10 protein-coding genes are annotated in these 19,697 nt (G+C 72.5%); 5 read left to right on the top strand and 5 right to left on the bottom strand.

Annotated features, from left to right (window positions below; genetic code table 11):
• Nucleotides 1-78: 78 nt before the first annotated feature.
• Nucleotides 79-705, bottom strand: a complete 627-nt coding sequence (locus WME97_RS34640) for a glutathione S-transferase family protein (RefSeq protein WP_437543972.1) — start codon at nt 703-705, stop codon at nt 79-81.
• A gap of 527 nt (nt 706-1,232) precedes the next feature.
• On the opposite strand from WME97_RS34640, the gene WME97_RS34635 reads away from it, so the two are divergent.
• Nucleotides 1,233-3,518, top strand: a complete 2,286-nt coding sequence (locus WME97_RS34635; RefSeq protein ID WP_437543970.1) for a DUF3160 domain-containing protein — start codon at nt 1,233-1,235, stop codon at nt 3,516-3,518.
• Between the two features lie 244 nt (nt 3,519-3,762).
• A complete protein-coding gene (locus WME97_RS34630) occupies nt 3,763-8,793 on the top strand; it encodes an AAA family ATPase (RefSeq protein WP_437543968.1) in 5,031 nt (1,676 codons plus the stop codon).
• Between the two features lie 77 nt (nt 8,794-8,870).
• Here the strand turns inward: WME97_RS34630 and WME97_RS34625 are convergent, their stop codons facing one another.
• From WME97_RS34625 to WME97_RS34610, 4 genes are all read right to left on the bottom strand, one after another.
• Complete coding sequence (locus WME97_RS34625) at nt 8,871-11,126, bottom strand: ATP-binding protein (RefSeq protein ID WP_437543966.1); 2,256 nt, start codon at nt 11,124-11,126, stop codon at nt 8,871-8,873.
• Nucleotides 11,123-13,009, bottom strand: coding sequence for an ATP-binding protein (locus WME97_RS34620; RefSeq protein ID WP_437543964.1), 1,887 nt, complete (start codon nt 13,007-13,009; stop codon nt 11,123-11,125). Before WME97_RS34620 ends, WME97_RS34625 begins: the two co-directional genes overlap by 4 nt.
• A 205-nt stretch (nt 13,010-13,214) precedes the next feature.
• Nucleotides 13,215-14,300 (bottom strand): YihY/virulence factor BrkB family protein, encoded by a 1,086-nt coding sequence (locus WME97_RS34615; protein WP_437543962.1) that lies wholly within the window; start codon nt 14,298-14,300, stop codon nt 13,215-13,217.
• 121 nt (nt 14,301-14,421) lie between these two features.
• A complete protein-coding gene (locus tag WME97_RS34610) occupies nt 14,422-14,763 on the bottom strand; it encodes a hypothetical protein (RefSeq protein WP_437543960.1) in 342 nt (113 codons plus the stop codon).
• 125 nt (nt 14,764-14,888) lie between these two features.
• Here WME97_RS34610 and WME97_RS34605 point away from each other — a divergent pair, with 125 nt between their 5' ends.
• The 3 genes from WME97_RS34605 to WME97_RS34595 all read left to right on the top strand — a co-directional run bounded on the left by WME97_RS34605 (nt 14,889) and on the right by WME97_RS34595 (nt 19,691).
• Entirely contained in the window at nt 14,889-17,915 is a 3,027-nt protein-coding gene (locus WME97_RS34605; protein ID WP_437543958.1) for a TIGR03960 family B12-binding radical SAM protein, read from the top strand.
• 131 nt (nt 17,916-18,046) lie between these two features.
• Nucleotides 18,047-18,733: a sensor histidine kinase gene (locus tag WME97_RS34600; protein ID WP_437543956.1), complete on the top strand. Its 687-nt coding sequence runs from the start codon at nt 18,047-18,049 to the stop codon at nt 18,731-18,733.
• A gap of 58 nt (nt 18,734-18,791) precedes the next feature.
• Complete coding sequence (locus tag WME97_RS34595) at nt 18,792-19,691, top strand: Uma2 family endonuclease (RefSeq protein ID WP_437543954.1); 900 nt, start codon at nt 18,792-18,794, stop codon at nt 19,689-19,691.
• Nucleotides 19,692-19,697: the final 6 nt, after the last annotated feature.

Here is a 19,697-nt window from a genome sequence, read left to right as displayed (position 1 = left end):
ATGACCGTGAGCGCTCGCCGCGCGGTCGATGAAGAGGCGGGCGCGCCTCGCCCGCCCGGGCGAGCGAGGCGCTCGGGTTCAGCCCTCGGCCATGACCGCCTTCACGGCCGGGCGCTCCATGATGCGGCCGAGCCATCCCTTCAAGCTCTTCAGCTCGGAGATGTCGATCTTGCCCGCCTGAAGGCCCCAGCCGAGCACGGACGCGAGGTCGAGATCCACCAGGGTACAGCGCTCGCCGGTGATGTACTGGCGGCCGTCGAGGCGGCCGTCGAGGATGCGGAGCAGGCCGCGCGCCTCGGTCAGCGCCGCCTCGGCCTGCTTCGCGTCTTGCTGCTCCTTGGGGAACCAGTCGCTCGTGTTCTTGATGTAGCGGAACAGGGCGCTGGTCAGGTTGACCTGGCCCCAGACGAGCCACGTCAGGGCCGTCAGCTGCTCGGGCGAGCCGGGGGCCGGCCACAGGCCCTTCTCGACGCCGTAGCGCTCGCCGAGGGCGATCTGGATCGCCACCGACTCGAACATCGGGGTGCCGTCGATCACGAGGGTCGGCACCTGGCCATTGGGGTTGAGGGCGAGGAACTCCGGCTTCCTCTGGTCGCCGGCGCGCAGATCGACCCGGACGGCCTCGTGGGGGACACCGAGCTCGGCGAGCGTCAGACGGATGCGCCCAGCGCTCGATTGGGGGGAGTAATAGAACGTGATGGTCATGGTTCGCCTCCGGCGCCCCTTGTAGTGGATCCGATTCGCCGCCGTCACGCTCATCGTGCATGGGACCGACAAGTTTCCTCGGGGCCCCGTCGAAACAGCGATGTTCCCACTTTGTCATGGGGAGCAAGAAATCGACAGAATCGCGCGGGGAGCGCGGGGAGCGCGGGGAGCGCGGGTGAGCGCGGGGGACGCCCAGGCGTCGATGGGCGTGACGCGTGAAGCGTGAAGAGGACAGTCGTCGGGACAACACGACCGCTTCTCCTCTCCGGCGGTCGTCACGGTCTCACCACGCCCTCTCCGCGCAGCGCAAGCCTCGAATGACCCCACATGATCCCGGCGCGGCGACATCGTGCCAGTCCTCCTCGGCAGCGCATCCTCGCGATGGTGCCGTATCCTGCTGTATCCGAGCAGATCTTTCCTGTTGTGGACGAAGAGGGGAGCGCGCCTCGCGCCCGCGGCACTGTCCTTGCCCGCAGCGGGGGCGCCGCGCTCCGCGCACCGGAGCCGCGCTCTGGAAGGGAAACACGATGCGCAAAATGCTTCTTCACTTTCACGTCGTTCCGATCCTCCTCGCCCTCGCCGGCGGCTGCTCCGGCGAGAGCAGCCAGCAGACCGACACCGGCGGCACGCAGACCGGCGGCACGCAGACCGGCGGTACGCAGACCGGGGGTACGCAGTCGGAGCAGCCGCCGGCGCCGCTCGGGCCCGAGCAGCAGGCGGAGCTCAGCGCGCTGCTCGACGAGCAGGAGTCCTCGGCGAACATGACCGCCGAGGACTTCGCCTCGAGGTACGCCGTCCCCTTCGCCACGGGCCTGCCCTACGCGCCTGCGGACGCCGAGGGCCTCTCGCTCGTCCAGGGCACCTCCCTCGCCCTCGACGAGGACGAGCTCGCGAAGCTCTCCGAGAGCGGCTTCGTCATCTCGGAGAAGAAGGCCTTTCCGACCTTCGTTTACGGCTACGCGAGCATCTATGCGCTCGATCTGCCGCTCTACGTGTCCGCCGACTCCATCCTGTACGCGGTCCACCGCTCGTACGACGCGATCCTGAAGGGCGTGGAGCTCGCCGCGCTCGCGCCGGAGCTCGGGGCGATGCTCGAGGAGATGCGCGCGCGGCTCGCCGCGGGCGCCGGCGGCGAGCTCGGCGCCGAGGCGCGCGCCGACGCGGACCTCTTCACCGCCGTGGCGCTCTCGCTGCTGAGCGACGCGCCCGTCGCGCCCGTGGCGGGCGCCGACGCCGCGAAGATCGACGAGCTCGTCGCGGGCGCCAAGGCGCACCAGGGGGCGGGCAAGGTGCGCCTCTTCGGCTCCGAGCGGATCATGGACTTCTCGCAGTTCGAGCCCCGCGGCCACTACACCGACTCGCCGGAGCTCCAGCGCTACTTCCGCAGCATGATGTGGCTCGGGCGCGTCGACTTCCGCTTCCTCGAGACCCAGCAGGACGGCACGCAGGTCCTGCAGCGGCGGCAGCTCGAGGGCGCCTATGTGCTGCGCGCCCTCGCCGACGAGGGCACCCTCGCCCGGTACACGCGCATCGACGACACGGTCCAGACCTTCGTCGGCGAGAGCGACTACATGACGCTGCCCGAGCTCGACGTCCTGCTCAAGGACCTCGGCCTCGCCGGCGCCGCCGGCCTCGCCGGGCTCCCGGACGAGCAGATCATCGACGTCGTGGTGGAGAAGGGCCACGGGACGCAGCGGATCTCGAGCCACATCATGATCAACGGCCTCGGCAAGGGCACGATGCCGCTCTCGTCGAGCTTCGCGCTGCTCGGCCAGCGGTACGTCGTCGACTCGCACGTCTTCTCGAACGTGGTCTACGACCGGGTGAAGGGCGGCGCCGTCAAGCGCATGATGCCGAGCCCGCTCGACGTGGGCTTCGCCGCGCTCGGCAACGATCAGGCGGGTCAGCTGCTCGCGCCCGAGCTCGGGAAGTTCCCCTACGCGCCGGACCTGCACATGATGCGCGTGCTCGTCGACGCGCACCCCGGCGACTTCTGGAGCAAGAACCTCTACAACCACTGGCTCGGCGCGCTGCGGGAGCTGTCGCCGGCGAAGGCGCTCGCCGACACGACCGGGCTGCCCGCGGTGGCGAAGACCGAGGCGTGGGGCCGGCGCCTCCTGAACACCCAGCTCGCCTCGTGGGCCGAGCTCCGGCACGACACGCTGCTCTACGCCAAGCAGTCGTACACGAGCGGCGCCACGTGCGAGTTCCCGGACGCCTACGTCGACCCGTACCCGGCGTTCTTCGCGCGCATCGCCGAGCTGGCGGAGCAAGGCAGCCGCGCCGTCGAGGCGCTCGATCTGTCGGGCGCACCGTCGCTGCTGGCGCAGCGGGTGCCGGCGTACTTCGCGAAGCTGCAGAGCGTCGCGCGGACGCTCGGCGAGATGGCCGAGAACGAGCGCGCTGGGGTGCCCCTCACCCAGGAGCACCTCGATTTCATCAACCAGGCCGTCCGGATCCAGACCGGCTGCGGCTCGGACGAGGGGGCGGTGGGCTGGTACGCCGAGCTCTTCTTCGACGTCTTCCAGACCGTGGCCGAGGATCCGACGATCGCCGACGTGCACACGCAGCCGACCGACGAGGGCGGGGCGCCGGTCGGGCGCGTGCTGCACGTGGGCACCGGCCGGCCGCGGCTCATGGTCGTCACCGCCGATCCGTGCGGCACGCCGCGCGCCTTCGTGGGGCTCGCCTCCTCGTACTTCGAGAAGATCACCGAGGGCTTCGAGCGCATGACCGACGAGGAGTGGGCCGGCGAGCTCCACCAGGCGACACCTGACGACGTCGCCTGGATGAAGGACCTCGTCTCCCGCTGAGCCTGCTCGGGGGAAGCGCGCCGGAACGATTCCACTTCGCTGGAATTGTGTCGAGTTGTGCCGGCGCGTCAGGGTGATCATGGTTTGTCTGCCCGCTCGCTTCGAGTCGCGAACAGACCCGTCGTGTACACATCTCCATTGCAATTTTGCATCAGGCTCTGCGATACCTGAACAAGGGGGATCGCTGGCGTTGCCACCCGGTTCCAGGGGAGAGACCGGGCGAGCGAACGTTGCGGGAACGCGCATGATCAGTCTGTCCGAGTACGCGCTCACGGACGTGGTTCACGAAGGCAGGAGCGTCGTTGTTCACCGTGGTTACCGGAAGCAGGACGGCGCGAAGGTCATCGTCAAGCGGCTGAAGGCCGAGCTCCCCGACCCGACAGAGCTCGCGACGCTGCGACACGAGCACGCGATCCTCAGGGATCTCGCGATCGCCGGTGTCCCGAGGGTTCATGGGCTCGCGACGTCCGAGCGCGGCGTGGCGCTCGTCATGGAGGATACCGGCGGGCGGGTGCTCTGCGACATCCTGCGTGAAACAGGCCTCGATCTCCGGACCACGCTGGAGGTCGCCATCGCCCTCGCGGCCATCCTCGAGTCCCTCCATCAAAGGCGCATCGTCCACAGGGACGTCAAGCCGCACAATGTCCTCCTCGATCTGGAGTCGAAGGCGATCAGGCTCATCGATTTCGGCATCTCGGCGCGCCTCGCCCAGGAGGTCCAGGCGATCGGCAGCCCTGAATCGCTCGAAGGTACGCTCGCGTACATCTCGCCCGAGCAGACCGGCCGCACGAGCCGCCTCGTCGATCACCGCTCCGACCTCTACTCCCTCGGCGTCACGCTGTACGAGATGCTCACGAGGTCTCTGCCTTTTCGAGCGGTCGACTCCGTGGAGCTCGTGCACAGCCACATCGCGAGGACACCGACCTCGCCATGCAAGGTGTCGCCCGACGTCCCCAGGGCGGTGTCGGACATCGTCATGAAGCTCCTGTCCAAGGCCCCCGAGGACCGGTACCAGAGCGCTCACGGCCTCCGCGTCGATCTCGAGGCCTGCCTGTCTCAGCTCGTGCGGACCGGGCGGGTCGAGCCGTTCCGCCTCGGAGGGCACGATCTCTCCGCCGAGCTCTGCATCCCGCAGAAGCTCTATGGCCGCGAGGCGGAGACCGCCGCGCTCCTGTCCGCCTTCGAGCGCGCGGCGCAGGGGGCGACCGAGCTCGTGATGGTCAGGGGCCCTGCCGGCGTCGGCAAGTCCGTGCTGATCAAGGAGATACGGCACGCCGTCGCGCACCTGCGCGGGGGGTACTTCATCGCCGGAAAATCCGATCAGCTCGACCGGAATGTCCCGTATGCCCCTTTCCAGCAGGCGCTCCGGGAGCTGATCCGGCAGATCATGGTGGAGCCGGCGGAGGCGCTGAAGGGCTGGAGAGACCGGATCACGGCGGCGCTCGGGGAGAACGGGCAAGTCATGGTCGATCTCGTCCCCGAGCTCTCATGGCTGATCGGGCCGCAGCCGAGCGTACCGGAGCTCGGGCCGACCGAGGCGCAGGGCCGCTGCCACATGGTGTTTCAACGCTTCATGAGGGCGCTCGGGTCCTCCGAGCGCCCGTTCGCCTTGTTCCTCGACGACCTGCAGTGGGCCGATCCAGCTTCGCTGAACCTGCTCAAGATCATCCTGAGCAACACGGGCGGCGCTCATCTGCTCGTGATCGGCGCGGCCCGGGATCGGGAGGTCGACGAGGGACACCCGCTCTCGTTCGCCCTCAGCGATATCCGGAGCGCCGGCGCGACCGTCTCCGAGCTGGCCCTCGGGCCTCTCGGCCTCGCCGACGTGAACCAGCTCCTGTCCGACACCCTGCACTGCGAGCCCGAGCGCGCGGCGCCGCTCGCCTCGCTCCTGTTCGAGAAGGTGCATGGCAACCCGTTCTACCTGAATCAGCTGCTCCGGCGGCTCCGCGAGCAGCAGCTCATCACGCTGGACCGGAGCGCGGAGGCATGGACCTGGGACCTCCGGCGTATCCAGGACACGCCCATCGCGGAGAACGTTGTCGAGTTCATGGTGGACAGCCTGCGAAGGCTCCCGGCCGAGACCCAGGAAGCTTTGAAGCTCGCCGCGTGCTTCGGGCACCAGTTCGATCTGGAGACGCTCGCGCTCGCTCGCGAGAGGCCCCTCGCGGAGACGGCCGCGCACCTGTGGGGGGCGATGGACGAGGGGCTCGTCCTGCCCCTCGGCGCCGACTACCGGTTTTACCATGATGGCGTCGCGCGAGACGCGGACATCCCGGAGCAGCCGGCCTGCAACGTCTCCTATCAGTTCCTCCACGATCGCGTGCAGGAGGCCGCCTACGCCCTGATCGAGCCCGCGCGGAGGCCCGAAGTGCACCTCAGGCTCGGACGGCTCTTGCTCGCCCGCCGCGAGGGAGCGAGCGGCGACGGCGAGACGTTCGCGATCGTCGACCACATGAACCTGGGCGCCGGCCTGCTTGGCTCCGAGGACGAGCGGATCGAGCTCGCTCGGATGAACCTCGCGGCCGGCCGGAGGGCCAGGTCCGCGGCGGCCTTCGAGGCGGCGTTCAGGTACCTGGACGCCGGGATCTCGCTCCTCGACGGGCTCGCCGACGGCTGGGAGCGGGGCGGTGAGCTGACCTTCGCGATGCAGATGGATCTGGCCGAGTGCGAGTTCCTCACCCGCCGCTTCGAGCGCGCGCTCGCGCGGTGCGACGTCCTGCTCGGCCGTGCGCGAGAGCGGATGGAGAAGGTGCGCATCCACGAGCTGCGCATGACGGTGTACATGGCGCAGGGGCGTTATGCGGACGCCATGGCCGCCGGGCTGGCGGGCCTCGCGCACTTCGGGATCGAGCTGCCGGAGAGCGGCGAGCAGATCGCGGCGGTCGTGCAGGCGGAGCTCGCGGACGTGCAGGCCGGCCTCGGCGGGCGCCGGGTCGCGGAGCTCATCGACGCGCCCCTCATGACGGACCCGGACAAACGGGCCCTCATGAGGTTCCTCGTCGTCATGCTCAACGCCGCGTTTGCGTCGAAACACCCGCTCTTTGCTTTCCTCATCGCCAGGCAGGTCAATATCTCCCTCAGGTACGGTCACTCGGACGGGTCCGCGAGCGGCTATGTCACCTACGGGTTCTTTCTCTCGGTGGCCCAGGCGCGCTTCAAGGAGGGCCACGAGTTCGGGCAGCTCGCCATCGATCTCAACGACAAGCTCAACCACCGCGAGATGGTCTGCAAGTTGAACGTCCAGTTCGCGGGGTTCATCCATCGCTGCAGGCACCTCCGTGAGGCGCTGCCTTACTTCGAGCGGGCCTACGACGCCGGCGTGCAGTCCGGCGACTTCTTCCTGCCCTACGCCTGCTTCCAGATCGCCGAGACGCGGCTCGCCCTCGGCGAGGAGCTCGGGAACGTGGGCGAGGTGATCGAGAATCTCCTCGCGCTCTCGCGGCGGCTCAAGGACAGCCCGAGCGTGGCGGTGCTGCAGATCATGCGGCAGATGGTCGCGAACCTCACGGGACAGACCAAGAGCCGAGGCAGCCTGGGCGATGACGGGTTCGACGAGGCCGCCTTCGTCGCGACGCTGCCGGAGCTGCCGCTCGCCGCGTTCTGGTACCACGTGATCAAGGCACGGCTCGCGTTCCTCTACGAGGACCCGCAGGGGGCCCTGGCGATGGCGGATCTCGCCGCGCCGATGGTGGCCATCGCCGGAGGCACGCCCACGGTGGACCAGCTTCCCTTCTACGCCGCGCTCTCGATCCTGGCGCTGCCAGACGCGGCAGAACGGGAGCGGCGCGGCGCATCGCTCGCGCAGCATCAGACCCGGCTCTCGCTCCTCGCGGAGAGCTGCCCCGAGAACTACCGGCACCGCCATCAGCTCGTGCTCGCCGAGGTGGCGCGCGTGGCCGGGAGGGAGGTCGAGGCGATGGCGCGCTACGACGAGGCGATCTCGGGCGCGCGCCAGAACGGGTTCATCCACGAGGAGGCGCTGGCGAACGAGCTGTGCGCGAGGTTCCTCGCGGCCGCGGGGAAGGTGAAGGCGGCGCGCGTCCACATGACCGAGGCGTACGACGCCTATCGGCGCTGGGGGGCGATCGCGAAGGCGTCGCACCTCGCGGAGCATCATGCCCATCTCCTCCAGGACTCCGCGCCGCCGTCAGGCGAACGGTTGACGTCGGTGTCGCTGCCCACCACCACCACGTCGAAGAGCGCGGCGCTCCTCGACGCGACGACGATCCTCCGGGCAGCGCAGACCATCTCCGGCGAGCTCGTGCTGGATCGCGTGCTCGAGCGCCTGATGGGGCTCGTCCTCGAGAGCGCCGGCGCGCAGCGGGGCGCGCTGCTGCTCGCGCGCGAAGGCCAGCTGCTCGTCGAGGCGACCGCCACGGTCGAGCCGAGCAGCGTGCTCGTGGGCCTCTCGCTCCCCCTCGAGCAGAGCGGCGACGTCGCCCAGGCGGTGGTGCGCTACGTGGCCAGGACCAAGGAGCCCGTCATCCTGAACGCCGCCGCGCAGGACAGCCGCTTCGCCGCCGATCCGTACGTCATCGCGCGCCGCCCGCGCTCCGTCCTGTGCGTCGCGCTCTCGCACCGGGGCCGCCTCACGGGCGTGCTCTACCTGGAGAACAACGCGGCGTTCGGCGCGTTCACCGCGTCGCGGCTGGAGGTGTGCGAGATGCTGTCGTCGCAGGCGGCGATCGCGGTGGAGAACGCGCTGCTCTACGCGAAGGTCGAGGCGGCGAGCGCCGAGCTGCGGCGCGCCAACGAGGGGCTGGAGGGCGAGGTCGGGCGCCGGACCGCCGAGCTGCGGGAGGCCAACGACAGGCTCGCGCGCGAGCTCGTGGAGCGCGAGCGCACGGAGACGATGCGCACGGCGCTCCAGGAGGAGATCCTGCGGGTCAAGGACGAGCGGCTCGCGGAGATGTCGACGCCGCTCATCCCGATCTCCGATCGGGTCGTGGTCATGCCGCTCGTCGGGACGGTGGACCCGCCGCGGGCGCTCCAGCTGATGGCGACGGCGCTCGAGGGCGTCCAGGCGAGGGGCGCCAGCGTCGTGATCATCGACATCACCGGCGTGAAGCTCGTCGACACCGAGGTCGCGAGCCTGCTGATCCGCACCGCGGACGCGCTGAGGCTGCTCGGCGCCCGCGCGGTGCTCACCGGGATCAGCCCCAGGGTGGCGCAGACGCTCGTGGCGATGGGCGTCGATCTCGGGCGCATGGTGACGAAGCAGACGCTCCAGAGCGGCATCGCCTACGCGATGGGGAGACCCGCCGCGGCGTAGCGCGCGCGCGCTCGCGCGACGCCGCCGCGGCGATCTCGCCCTCGGTCGAACCACCGGTCTCCGGAGAGTGCGACGCGTCATGCCGCTGCGGCCGCCGCCAGGAACGCCTGCGAGAGCTCCGACGGCGCCGGCAGCGCCGCGCTCGCGAGCCCCCGCCGCGCCACCGCGAGCCAGCGCATCGGGTCGGCGACCGCGCCGCTCGCGATCGCCGCGAGCAGGCGGCGGCGCATCCAGTCCTTGCGGCGGTAGAAGCTCGTGCCGTGCTCGGCCGTCGGGCGCGGGACGTAGCTCGCCAGCGAGACGTGGGTCTTCTCGTGGAGCAGGAGATCCGCCAGCGCCGTGAAGGCGACCGCGTCGTCGCGCAGGAGCACCGCGGTGAGCAGCGCCCGCACCCGCGCCGACGCGAGGTTCACGCTGATCCCGCTCCCGTCTGTGTGCGCCATCTCGTCGGGGCCGTAGAGGTCCTGGTGCACCCAGATCGGCGACGCCGGGAGGTCCGCGGACTCGGAGATCGCCGCGTCGAGCCGCTCGATGATCGTCATGGCCGCGGCCACGGCGCGGACGCCGGGCACGTCGATCGCGGTCTTGAGGAGCGCCTCGCGCGAGGTGCGGGGCATCGGGCACGGCGCGGCGCCTGGCGCCCGCGGAGGCGCCCCGGCGGCGGCCTGGAGCGGCTGCGACGCCGCGCCCTCGCTCGCGAGGCGCCGCCAGAACGCCTGCGCGAGCGGCTCGTCGAGCGCGAGGTACACGAGGTCCCCGGACCGCACGCCGGCGGCCTCCGGCCCCGGACCGGAGGCGCCGAGCGGCCAGCGGACGGTGCTGCGGACCTGGCTCGACGACAGCGACGGCGCGGCCTCGAGGGGGCGGAGCGCGCCGGTCCGGTGCGCGTGGAGCAGCTCGCGCAGCGTCAGCGGCGCGCTCCGGTAGTGGACCTGGCCGAGCGGGGAGAGCGCCGCCCCCGAGGGCCGCTGGCCGGAGTCGACGACGATCGACCGGAAGAGGGGCGCGTCGAGCAGCCCGCTCGCGAAGCGGATGACCTGCTCGGGCGCCGCCACCGTGGGGGTGCGCGCGACCGGATCGAGCTCGTCCACCGCCTGCGCGGACGCGATCGTGATGCTCTCGCCGAGCAGCGCAGCGTGGAGGAGCCGGTCGAGGACCGAGGAGAGGCGGTGATCGACCGCGCGCAGGAGCTCGCGGTCGTACAGGGCGTCGCGCAGGACGAACCGCTCGAAGGCCGCGACGAGCGCCGCCTCGACCGCCGTGGACGCGGTCGCCGCGACCGCCGAGCGGCCCTTGTTGAGCGGCACGCCGAGCGGCAGCTCCGCGACCAGACCGAAGCCCGCCGCCGTGATCGCCCGCGCCAGCTCGCGGTGAAGCCCGAGCTCGGGGCCAGGGAAGGGATCGATCCGCGTCGTCACCGTGAGCCCCTTCTGCGTGATCGTGAGCTGCGGCTCGATGCCGTCGCCCCGGCCCACGAGCAGCTCGACCGCGCCGCAGAGCTCGCCCGACGGCGGGAGCCGGAGCGGCACCTCCGCGGCGCGGCGGAGGCGCCCGCGCGCCGTGTTGACGAGCGCGCCGTCCACGTAGATCCGCGCGACGGTCGCGTCGACGAGCCCCACCGCCGCGGTGACCTCCGCGGCGAGCGCGGGCCGCGAGATCGGCTGCGCGAGCGACAGCCTCACCGAGGTGCCCGTCGTCGGGCGGCGTGGCGGCTCGGAGGCGCGCTCGTCGACACGGCGCGCAGGGGCGCCCGCGCGGCCGCCGTCCGCGTACGGCGCGGGCGGGGGGCGGGGGAGGGACAGGAGCGTCCACGAGAAGTCCTCGTAGGGCGGCCCCCCGCCGAGCGGCGCGACGAGCAGCCGGTGCCCGCCCGAGGGCGTCGCCGTGACCACCTCGATCCACGGCGCGATCTCGAGCACGGAGAAGAAGCCGATCCCGTGCTCGCCGATCGCGTCGGGCTCGCCCGCCTTGCCGCTCCGGAAGGGCACGAGCAGGTCGGCGAGGAGCTCGGTCCGGCTCATGCCGCGGCCCTGATCGGTGACCGAGATCTCCCGCCCGTCCTCGGACGAGCGGACGTCGATGCGGGCGCCCGGCGGCGACGCGTCGAGCGCGTTCTGGAGCAGCTCGCGGAGCGGGCCGATCCGCGACGACGCCTGCGCGTAGATGGTGCGGGAGAGGATGCGCTGCGCGAGGTCGGGCACCGTGGCCTCGCCGCGGCAGGCGGCGACGAGCGCGAGGCGCTCGGCGCTGCTCGCCTGCAGGTAGGCCTCGGCGCGCCCGTGGATCCGCACGAGCAAGAGCTCCGAGAAAAGCCCGTACGAGATCTGGGTCATGGCTCGCCTCCAGACGTCCTTTCGCCGGGCCGGGGCGCCGCGAAGGCCGTCCCGTCCACGGGTTCGCCGACGATGAGATCGCGCTCGAGATCGGCCTCGCGCACCCCGGAGGCCCGGTCGAAGGCGGCCCGCAGCGCGTACCAGTCGCTCCAGCCCGAGGGGCGCCGCACCGCCGCGCTGTCGTCGCGGATGAGCAGGAGCCGGCGCGTGCCGAGGCACGGCAGCGGCCCCGCCGGCCGCCGCCCCGGCGCGTCGGGGAGCGGCGGCGCGCCCGGCGCCCGGCGCGCCGCCGCTCCCGCGCCGCGGTCCGGCTGGAGCCGGCTCCGGCAGAGGGCGACCATCGTCGTGTGCGGGCTCGTCGCCCGCGCGACGAGCAGCGGCAGCCCAGAGAGGTCGCCGCGGCGCCGCGCCAGGGCCGAGAGCGTCTCCGGCGCGTCGATCTCGAGCTCGTCCTCGAGCAGCTCGCGCTCGCCGGGCAGGTGCGGCTGCCACTCGCGCTCCGCCCAGAAGCTCTCCGGCACGAACAGCCGCTCGGCCACGCTCGGCCCGAGGAAGCCGAGCAGCGCCTCGCGCCGCTCGGGGGTCACCATGCAGCGCCCGGGGCCGAGCAGGGCGCGCGCGAGATCGAGGGCGACCTCGTCCCAGCCCGCGGATTGCAGCATGAGCGCGCTGATCTGGGCGGCCATCTCGGCGAGCCTGTCGCGCGTGCGCCGGCCCTCGCCGCTCGCCGCGGCGAGCTCGATGAGGCGCCGGTAGAAGGCCGTCGCGACCGCGGTGAACTCGGGCCCGACCTTGAGCGCGTCCCGCCCCTCGGTCAGCTCCACGGCGGCCGGGAAATCGATGAGCGCGAGCTCGGCGAGGGCGAGGCAGGCGTCGACCTTGACCCCGGCATGGAAGGTGGCCGCCGAGATGCTCGGGAGCAGCCCTCGCCCGCCGACGTGGAAGCGCGCGAGGAGCGCGTCGCCGCGCTCCGCCTCGAAGTGGGTCCGCGCCTCCAGCGCGGCCGCGCCGGGGGGCTGCGGCGCGACCTCGACCCGCTCCTGGATGAGCTGCCCGCCGGAGATCAGCCGGCCGTCGTTCACGGCCGCGCCGTCGAGCAGCACGAGGGCGCGGCTCGCGGGGAAGAAGTGGAGCGCGTCGCGCAGGTACGCGCGGACCGTGGCCGTCTCGAGCAGCGCCGAGGTGACGCGCACGCGCGTCCCGAGCAGCGGCGCGATCCGGCGCACCGAGCACATCAGGGCGGCGGTGAGCTCGGACGACGCGCGGCCGCGGGCTTGCCCGGGCTCCTCCGAGGCGCTCGCAGGCGCGCTGCCCGCGTCGCCCGCGCTGGGCCAGGCCACGACGCGGATCGCCCATCCCTCGACGCCGTCGCCGGTGGTGACGTGCAGGCTGAAGCTCTCCGGATCCGAGAGCCCCAGCCCGAGCACGGAAAAGAACCCGACCCCGAACCGGCCGAGATCGATCCCTGGCCGCTTGTCCGTCGCGAACGGGATGAGCAGCCGTGAGAGGATTGCCCGGAGCCCCATGCCGGCGCCGGCGTCGCTGACCTCGACGCGCCCGTCGGTGACGGCGACGTCGACGACGGGCTGCGGCGCGCGGGCCGCGTCGGCGGCGTTGAGCACGAGCTCGATGAGCGGCCGGAGCGGATGCCCGAACTGCCGGCAGATCTCCTCGTCGAGGATCTTGAGCAGGTAGGCGCGGTCGATGGGCGGCTCCGCGAGGTCGCGCTGCCCCGCGCACAGCGCCTCGAGCGCGGGGCGGTGCAGGCCGACGGCGACGAGCTCGTGCAGCGCCCCCAGAAAGTACAGCCCGGCGTCGCCCGGCAAATGCGCGGCGCGTCGGTCGCCGCCCCCGTCACCCCCCGCTCCGTAGTGCGCGTGCACGCTCGACTGCTCCCCCTCACGCCCGCCCTCGACATGCCCCTGCGCGAAGTGCGCGCACCCACCGTGCGAATGCGCGCCGAGTGAGCGCCGAGTGGCGGACGAGCGACGGCGCTTTCACCGCCCGTGCCGAGCCGAACCGTCGGGCGTCGACCGTCCGTCCTTCAGCGCGCGGCCGCCGGGGGCGTCGGTCTCCCGCCGCCTCGACCTACCCGGCGGCTTGGTGCTCGCGCGGCGAGCTCGGTGCGCCGCGCGCTTCGTCCTCGTCCGCGCTGCCCGCGCCCTGGGCGTCGCCGAGCCGCGCCGCGGCCCCGCGGGGGAGCGCTGCGCCCTGGGGGAGGGTGGTGCTCAGGGGCAGCGGCGTGACGCTCTGGGGCAGCGGCGTGACGCTCTGGGACGGCGGCGTGACGCTCTGGGGCAGATCGGAGAGCTCGGGCAGATCGGAGAGCGCGAGCGCGCTCCACTTGCCGGGGGGCGGGATCGACGTCACGCCCGCGCGCTCCCGCTCCAGGCGCGCGTTCAGCTCGCCCCCGATGAGCAGCGCGAGCGCCAGGAGCCACAGCCAGAACAGGAAGATCGCGACGGTCGCGAGGCTCCCGTAGAACGTGGCGTAGCGGCCGAGCGTGGCGACGTAGAGCGAGAAGAGGGTCGACACGGCGGCCCAGAGCACCACCGTGAGCACCGCGCCCGGGAAGATCCGGCGTCGCTCGATGTTCGGGCGCTGGATCGAGATCCTGAAGAAGGCGGCGACCATGCAGATGACGAGGCCCCCGGGGAGGGCGAAGGCGACGATGCGGGCGCCGGTCGATCCGGAGAGCGTGCCGATCAGCACGCCCACGCCGGCGACCACGGGCACCACGGCCAGGCTGGCCATCACGCACGCCGCCGCGATCGCCCTGCGTACGTACCAGGGGCGCTCGCGCGTGTTGTAGATGGTGTCGAACACGCCCATGGCGGTCGAGAGCCCTGAGGACGTGATCCAGAGGAAGCCGGTGATGCTGATCGGCGCGACCGCCGACGACTGCGAGAGCCGGATGAGCTCCTCCGAGACGAGCTTCGCGACGTCCGGGGGAGCCGCCTGCAGGATCGGCCGCACCACCACATCCGACCACTGGTGGATCCGGCTGAGCACATAGCCGGCGAAGGCGGCGAGCGGGATCAGGCTGAGGAACGCGTCGAAGGCCATCGCGCTCGCGGCCCGCGGCCCGTTGTGGCGATCCAGGCTGACGATGACGCTCCACACCGCCTTCGCTGCGCGGTGGTGCGCGATCTGTTGCCGGATCGGAGCAGGCACGGAGGGCAGCGTCGCTCTCCCTCGTGCGGGGCGCAATACCATCCGCCCCGCCGCCGCGCGCGGCTCATCTCGGGACAGCGGCGATGTCCGTGCAGCGGCGCTCCGGCGTCACGGCGCGCGCCTAGGCGTCGGTGTTCCTGTCGGCGGCGAGGAGGCTCTGTACGGCGTAGGGCACCGACTCGACGCCGGCGAGCTCGGCGAGGGCGTAGGCGATGTGCTCGCGGCTCGCGTGCGGCGGGATGCCGACGATCGCCCAGGAGCCGCCTTCGCCGCGATGCAAGTTGCTCCCGCGCTCGACGCGCATCGCGGCGAGCGCGGGGTAGACGGCCACCGTCAGCCGCTTCGGCCGGAGGCGGTCCAGCGTGCGCATGGCGAAGGCGATCCGGTCGAACTCGCTGGGGTCCCGGTACTCGACGTGCCGCGCCCGGTCGATCTCCACATGATGGGCATCACGCTCGCGCACGTCGTGAGCATAGCCCAAGCGGGCCGCCGCGCCGCTCCGGCCTGCGGCCCCGGACGGCGGCTCGAGCTGGCTCGAGCGAGCCGCGGGTGCCGGCGCCGGCCGGCCATGCTACGCGCCGAGGCGCCATGGACAGCCTCCCCCTGCTCGCCGATCACCCGTACGCCTCCTTCCTCGATCAGGTCGAGAAGCCCGCGCGCTACGCGGGCGGCGAGGTCGGCTCGGTCGTGAAGGACTGGGCGTCGGTAGAGGCGCGCGTCTGCCTGGCATTCCCGGATGTCTACGACATCGGGATGAGCCACCTGGGCTTCAAGATTCTCTACAAGCTGCTGAACGACGACCCGCGCACGCTGGCCGAGCGCTGTTATACGCCCTGGGTCGACATGGAGGCCCAGCTCGTGAAGCGCGGGCTGCCGCTCGTGTCCCTCGAGTCCGCTCGCCCGCTCAGGGACTTCGACGTCGTGGGCTTCTCCCTGCAGTTCGAGCTCACGTACTCCAACATCCTCACGATGCTGCACCTCGGCGGCGTCCCGCTGCGCGCGGCGGACCGCGGCGAGGACGACCCGATCGTGATCGCGGGCGGCCCGACGGCGACCCACCCCGAGCCGATCGCCCCCTTCCTCGACGCCATCGTGATCGGCGACGGCGAGGAGAAGGCGACCGAGGTCGCCCTCGCGTGGGCGCGGCTCAAGCGCGAGGGCGTGCCGCGGCGCGAGCGGCTCGTCGCGATCGCGCGCCTCGGCGCCGTCTACGTGCCCTCGCTCTACGCGACCCGGCTCGATCCCGACACCGGCTTCGAGGTCGTGGACCGCCCGCTCGCCTCCGGGATCCCGTTCCCGATCGAGCGCGCCCTCGTCGACCTGAACAAGTACCCGTTCCCCGACCAGAGCCCCACGGGCGGGCCCGAGGCCATCTTCGACCGCATGTCGATCGAGATCGCCCGCGGCTGCACCGAGGGGTGCCGCTTCTGCCAGGCCGGCATGATCTACCGGCCCGTCCGCGAGCGCGATCCCGAGCAGATCGTCGACACCGTGATGCGCGCGGTGCAGAGGTCCGGCCAGGACGAGGTCTCGCTCACGGCGCTGTCGACCGCCGACGTCTCGTGCATCTCGCCGCTCATCAAGAAGGTCACCGAGCGCCTCACCGCCGAGCGCATCTCCCTCGGCGTCTCGTCGCTGCGCGCCTACGGGCTCGAGCCCGACCTGCTCGACGAGCTCAAGCGCGTGCGCGCGACCGGCCTCACCTTCGCGCCGGAGGCGGGCTCCCAGCGGATGCGCGACGTCGTGAACAAGAACGTCACGGAGGAGCAGCTCCTCGAGACGGCCGAGCGCGTGTTCAGCCGGGGCTGGGGCAAGATGAAGCTCTACTTCATGATCGGCCTGCCGACCGAGACCGACGAGGACGTGCGCGGCATCGTCGAGACGGGCGCCCGCGCGGCCGGCGCCGGGAGGAAGGCGGCGGGCAAGGGCAAGCCGGTCGACGTGACGGTCAGCGTCTCGACCCACGTGCCGAAGCCTCACACGCCCTTCCAGTGGGCGGCCATGGACACGCTCGGCGAGGTCGGACGCAAGCAACGGCTGCTCAAGGACACGGTGCGGCCGTACCGCGCCGTCACGCTGAAGACCCACGAGGCTCACGCCAGCGTCCTCGAGGGCATCTTCGCCCGCGGCGACCGCCCCCTCGCCGACGTCCTCGAGCGGGCCTGGCGGCACGGCGCCCGCTTCGATTCGTGGGAGGACAAGCTCGATCTCGCCGTGTGGGAGGAGGCGTTCACGCACGTCGGCGTCGACCGCGAGAAGTACCTCGGCACCCTCCCGGTGACGGCGCGGCTGCCCTGGGATCACATCGACGTCGGCCTCGAGGAGGGCTTCCTCGCGAAGGAGTACAGGAAGGCGCTCCAGAGCCGCCTCAGCCCGCCGTGCGGCAAGGTCGCCGGCATGTTCGTCCACCACACGAACCTCGACGACGCCAAGGCCGACGCGCGGCGGCTCGTCTGTTACGACTGCGGCGTCGCCTGCGACATGACGCAGATGCGCGAGGAGCGGCTCACCTTCCTCGATCGGCTCGGCGCCCACCGGCGCTCGCTGCCGGTGCTCACCGACGCGGGCGCCGCGCCGCCCGCGGCCGCCCCGGGTCCCTCTGGCGCGGCGGCGAGCGATGGAGGAGCGGAGCCGGCGAGCGACGGCGGCGCGGAGCGGGAGAGCGTCGCTGCCACGGAGCCGAAGAGCGGCGACGGCAGCGAGCCCTCGCGCGCCGAAGCGGAGGCGCCCCACCGCGCGCGGCGGATCGCGCCTGCGCCGAAGGGGCGCGGCGGCTTCCGCTACCGCTTCCGCTTCGAGAAGGCCGGGCCGATGGCGCTACTCGGCCACCTCGACGTCGTGCGCGAGCTGCCCCGCGTGCTCCGGCGCGTCGGCGCGCCGATGACCTACACCGCGGGCTTCCACCCGAAGCCCGACATGACCTTCTCGCCGGCGCTCTCGCTCGGCGTGATCAGCCTCGACGAGTACGTCGACCTCCGCCTCGAGCGCGACCTCGATCCCGCCGCGCTCGACGCGCTCGTCGCCGCGATGTCGGCCGCGAGCCCGCGCGGGCTCGTGTTCAGCGGCGCCGTCAAGCTCGGCCCGGAGGACCCGGCCCTGAGCAAGCTCATCGCCGGCGCGCGTTACGCGCTCGCCTTCGCGCGCTCCGCGATCGGCGGCGACGCGGAGGCGCTCCTCGCCGCCCGCTGCAGCGCCGCCCTCTCGGCGGAGTCGCTCCCGATCCGCCGCGAGATCGACCGGCTCGCCAAGATGGTCGACGTGCGCCAGTACCTCGTGCGGGCCGAGGTCGGCGGGCCCGAGGTCCACGCGGCGCTCGCGCGCGCCGGGCTCGTCGGCGATCTCGTCGCGCTCGAGGTCGAGGTCGATATCCGCGGCTCGGGTGCGGTGAAGTCGTCCGAGGTCGCGGCGGTGATCACGGGAGAGCCGGGGGAGGCGCCGGGCGCGATCACGCCGCCGCCGCACCGCGCCGTGCGGCTTCAGCTGTTCGGCCGTACCTCGCCGGCGGGCTCCGTAGCGGGCGAGCGCTTCTCGCTCTTCGATCTCGAGCGGGCGCGCCGCGTCAAGTCGGCTCCGGAGCGAACACCGGCTCTCCCGCTCGCCGCGGACGCCGAGTGAGCCAGCCCAGGACGGTCGTGTCGTAAAGATCCTCCCGGCGGCGGCGGCAGTGACGCACGGAGCGCGGGGGCGCGGAGCGCGGAGCGCGCGCGGGCGATCGCTCGGGGATCGGCTACGCTGCGCTTTGCTTTATGGAAAAGGAGGGTCACGAGGCGGCGTGCTGCGCGGCGCGCCTGGCCGCGGCGGGGGCGGTCGGCGCGAGCGTCGCCCACGAGCTGCGCAACGCCCTCGCGGTCGCGGAGTCGTCGCTCTACCTGGCGCAGCGCGATCTCGACGATCGGCCTCGCCTGCTGCGCCACCTCGACCGCGTGACGTGCGAGATCCGCAAGGCGCACGAGGTCATCGGCAGCGTCCTCGGGCTGGCGCGCGGCGAGCCGCTGCGGCGCGAGCCGGCGCACCTCGGCCGGCTCATCGAGAGCGCGCGGCACGCGCTGGTGCTGCCCACGGCGGTCCGGTTCGAGGTCGCCGTCGCGCCGGCCGACCTCACGCTCCTGTGCGATCCGATCCTGCTCGAGCGCGTCTTCTCGAACCTCTACCTCAACGCGATCGAGGCGTTCGAGGGGCCCGGCGGCGAGATCGTCACGCGGGCGTGGAGGGGCGACGAGCGCACGCACCTCGAGATCGAGGACAACGGCCCCGGCGTTCCTCCGTGCGTGGCCGCCCACCTCTTCGAGCCGCTCGTGACCGCCAAGGTGAAGGGGACCGGCCTCGGCCTCGCGCTGAGCCGGGTCATCGTCGAGGCGCACGGCGGCGAGATCACAGCGACGGCGGGCCGATGCGGGGGCGCGGCGTTCCGCATGTGGTTGCCGAACGCGTGACGGGCGCGGAGCGTGGCGCGCTCCCCGGGGCGCATCCCCGGCGTGCTATCGTCCTCTCATGCAGGTGAAGCGCCGGACGGCGGAGCGCGGCCCTTTCCGCGCGGAGCACCTCCGCGCGGGGGATCCGTACGAGCTGTCGAACGGCCACCCCGTCTACTGCGCCCCCACGGGGGGGCGTGCCTCGGGGCCGAACCACCTGGGCAGCTCGGTCGTGGGGTGGGACCCGGCGGTCAAGGAGGTGGGCGTGGACACGGGGTACTCCCCGGAACCGGGCACCCTCCGCGCGCCGGACGTCGCGGTGGGGAACGTCCCCGACAGGCCGGGCTGGGTGAAGGGCGTGCCGGAGCTCGCGATCGAGTACGCCGACGTGGGGCAGGACGAGGAGGCGCTGAAGGAGAAGATCGCCGACCTGCTCGCGGCCGGTACGAAGCTCCTCTGGGTGGTGCGCCTCACCGGTCCACGGCGGGTCGAGGTGCACGAGCCGCGCCGGAAGGTGCGCGTCGCGCTCCCCGGGGAGCTGCTGAGCGCGCCGGGCATCCTGAAGAACGCGGTCCGGGTCGAGGCGCTCTACGACCGGAGCGAGGCGGAGAAGAGCACGCTGACCAACCTCCTCCAGCGGCGCGGATACGAGGATCTCGACGCCGTGCTCGATGCAGGGCGCGAGCAGGGGCGCGAGGAAGGCCGCGAGCAGGGGCGCGAGGAAGGCCGCGAAGAGGGGCGCGAAGCGGGGCGCGAGGAAGGCCGCGAAGCGGGGCGCGAGGAAGGCCGCGAAGAGGGGATCCTCGAGGGCAAGCGCGACGCGCTGAGGCGTGTCCTCGCCCGGCGAGGATTGCGGCTCACGAAGGCGGCCGCCGCGAAGATCTCGTCGTGCAGGAGCGAGCGCGAGCTCGACCGCTGGCTCGACCGCGCCCTCGTCGCGTCGGCCACGGCGGAGGTGTTCCGCCGCGCGGGCCGTTGACCCGGG

This window comes from Sorangium sp. So ce367 (genome assembly GCF_051520455.1).
GTDB lineage: Bacteria > Myxococcota_A > Polyangia > Polyangiales > Polyangiaceae > Sorangium > Sorangium cellulosum_B.
This window is presented reverse-complemented; position numbering and strand designations above follow the sequence as displayed.

Bases quoted from the DNA above. Each gene is read 5' to 3' on its own strand.
- WME97_RS34640 (WP_437543972.1), bottom strand. From the start codon at position 705: ATGACCATCACGTTCTATTACTCCCCCCAATCGAGCGCTGGGCGCATC.
- WME97_RS34635 (WP_437543970.1), top strand. From the start codon at position 1,233: ATGCGCAAAATGCTTCTTCACTTTCACGTCGTTCCGATCCTCCTCGCC.
- WME97_RS34630 (WP_437543968.1), top strand. From the start codon at position 3,763: ATGATCAGTCTGTCCGAGTACGCGCTCACGGACGTGGTTCACGAAGGC.
- WME97_RS34625 (WP_437543966.1), bottom strand. From the start codon at position 11,126: ATGACCCAGATCTCGTACGGGCTTTTCTCGGAGCTCTTGCTCGTGCGG.
- WME97_RS34605 (WP_437543958.1), top strand. From the start codon at position 14,889: ATGGACAGCCTCCCCCTGCTCGCCGATCACCCGTACGCCTCCTTCCTC.
- WME97_RS34600 (WP_437543956.1), top strand. From the start codon at position 18,047: ATGGAAAAGGAGGGTCACGAGGCGGCGTGCTGCGCGGCGCGCCTGGCC.
- WME97_RS34595 (WP_437543954.1), top strand. From the start codon at position 18,792: ATGCAGGTGAAGCGCCGGACGGCGGAGCGCGGCCCTTTCCGCGCGGAG.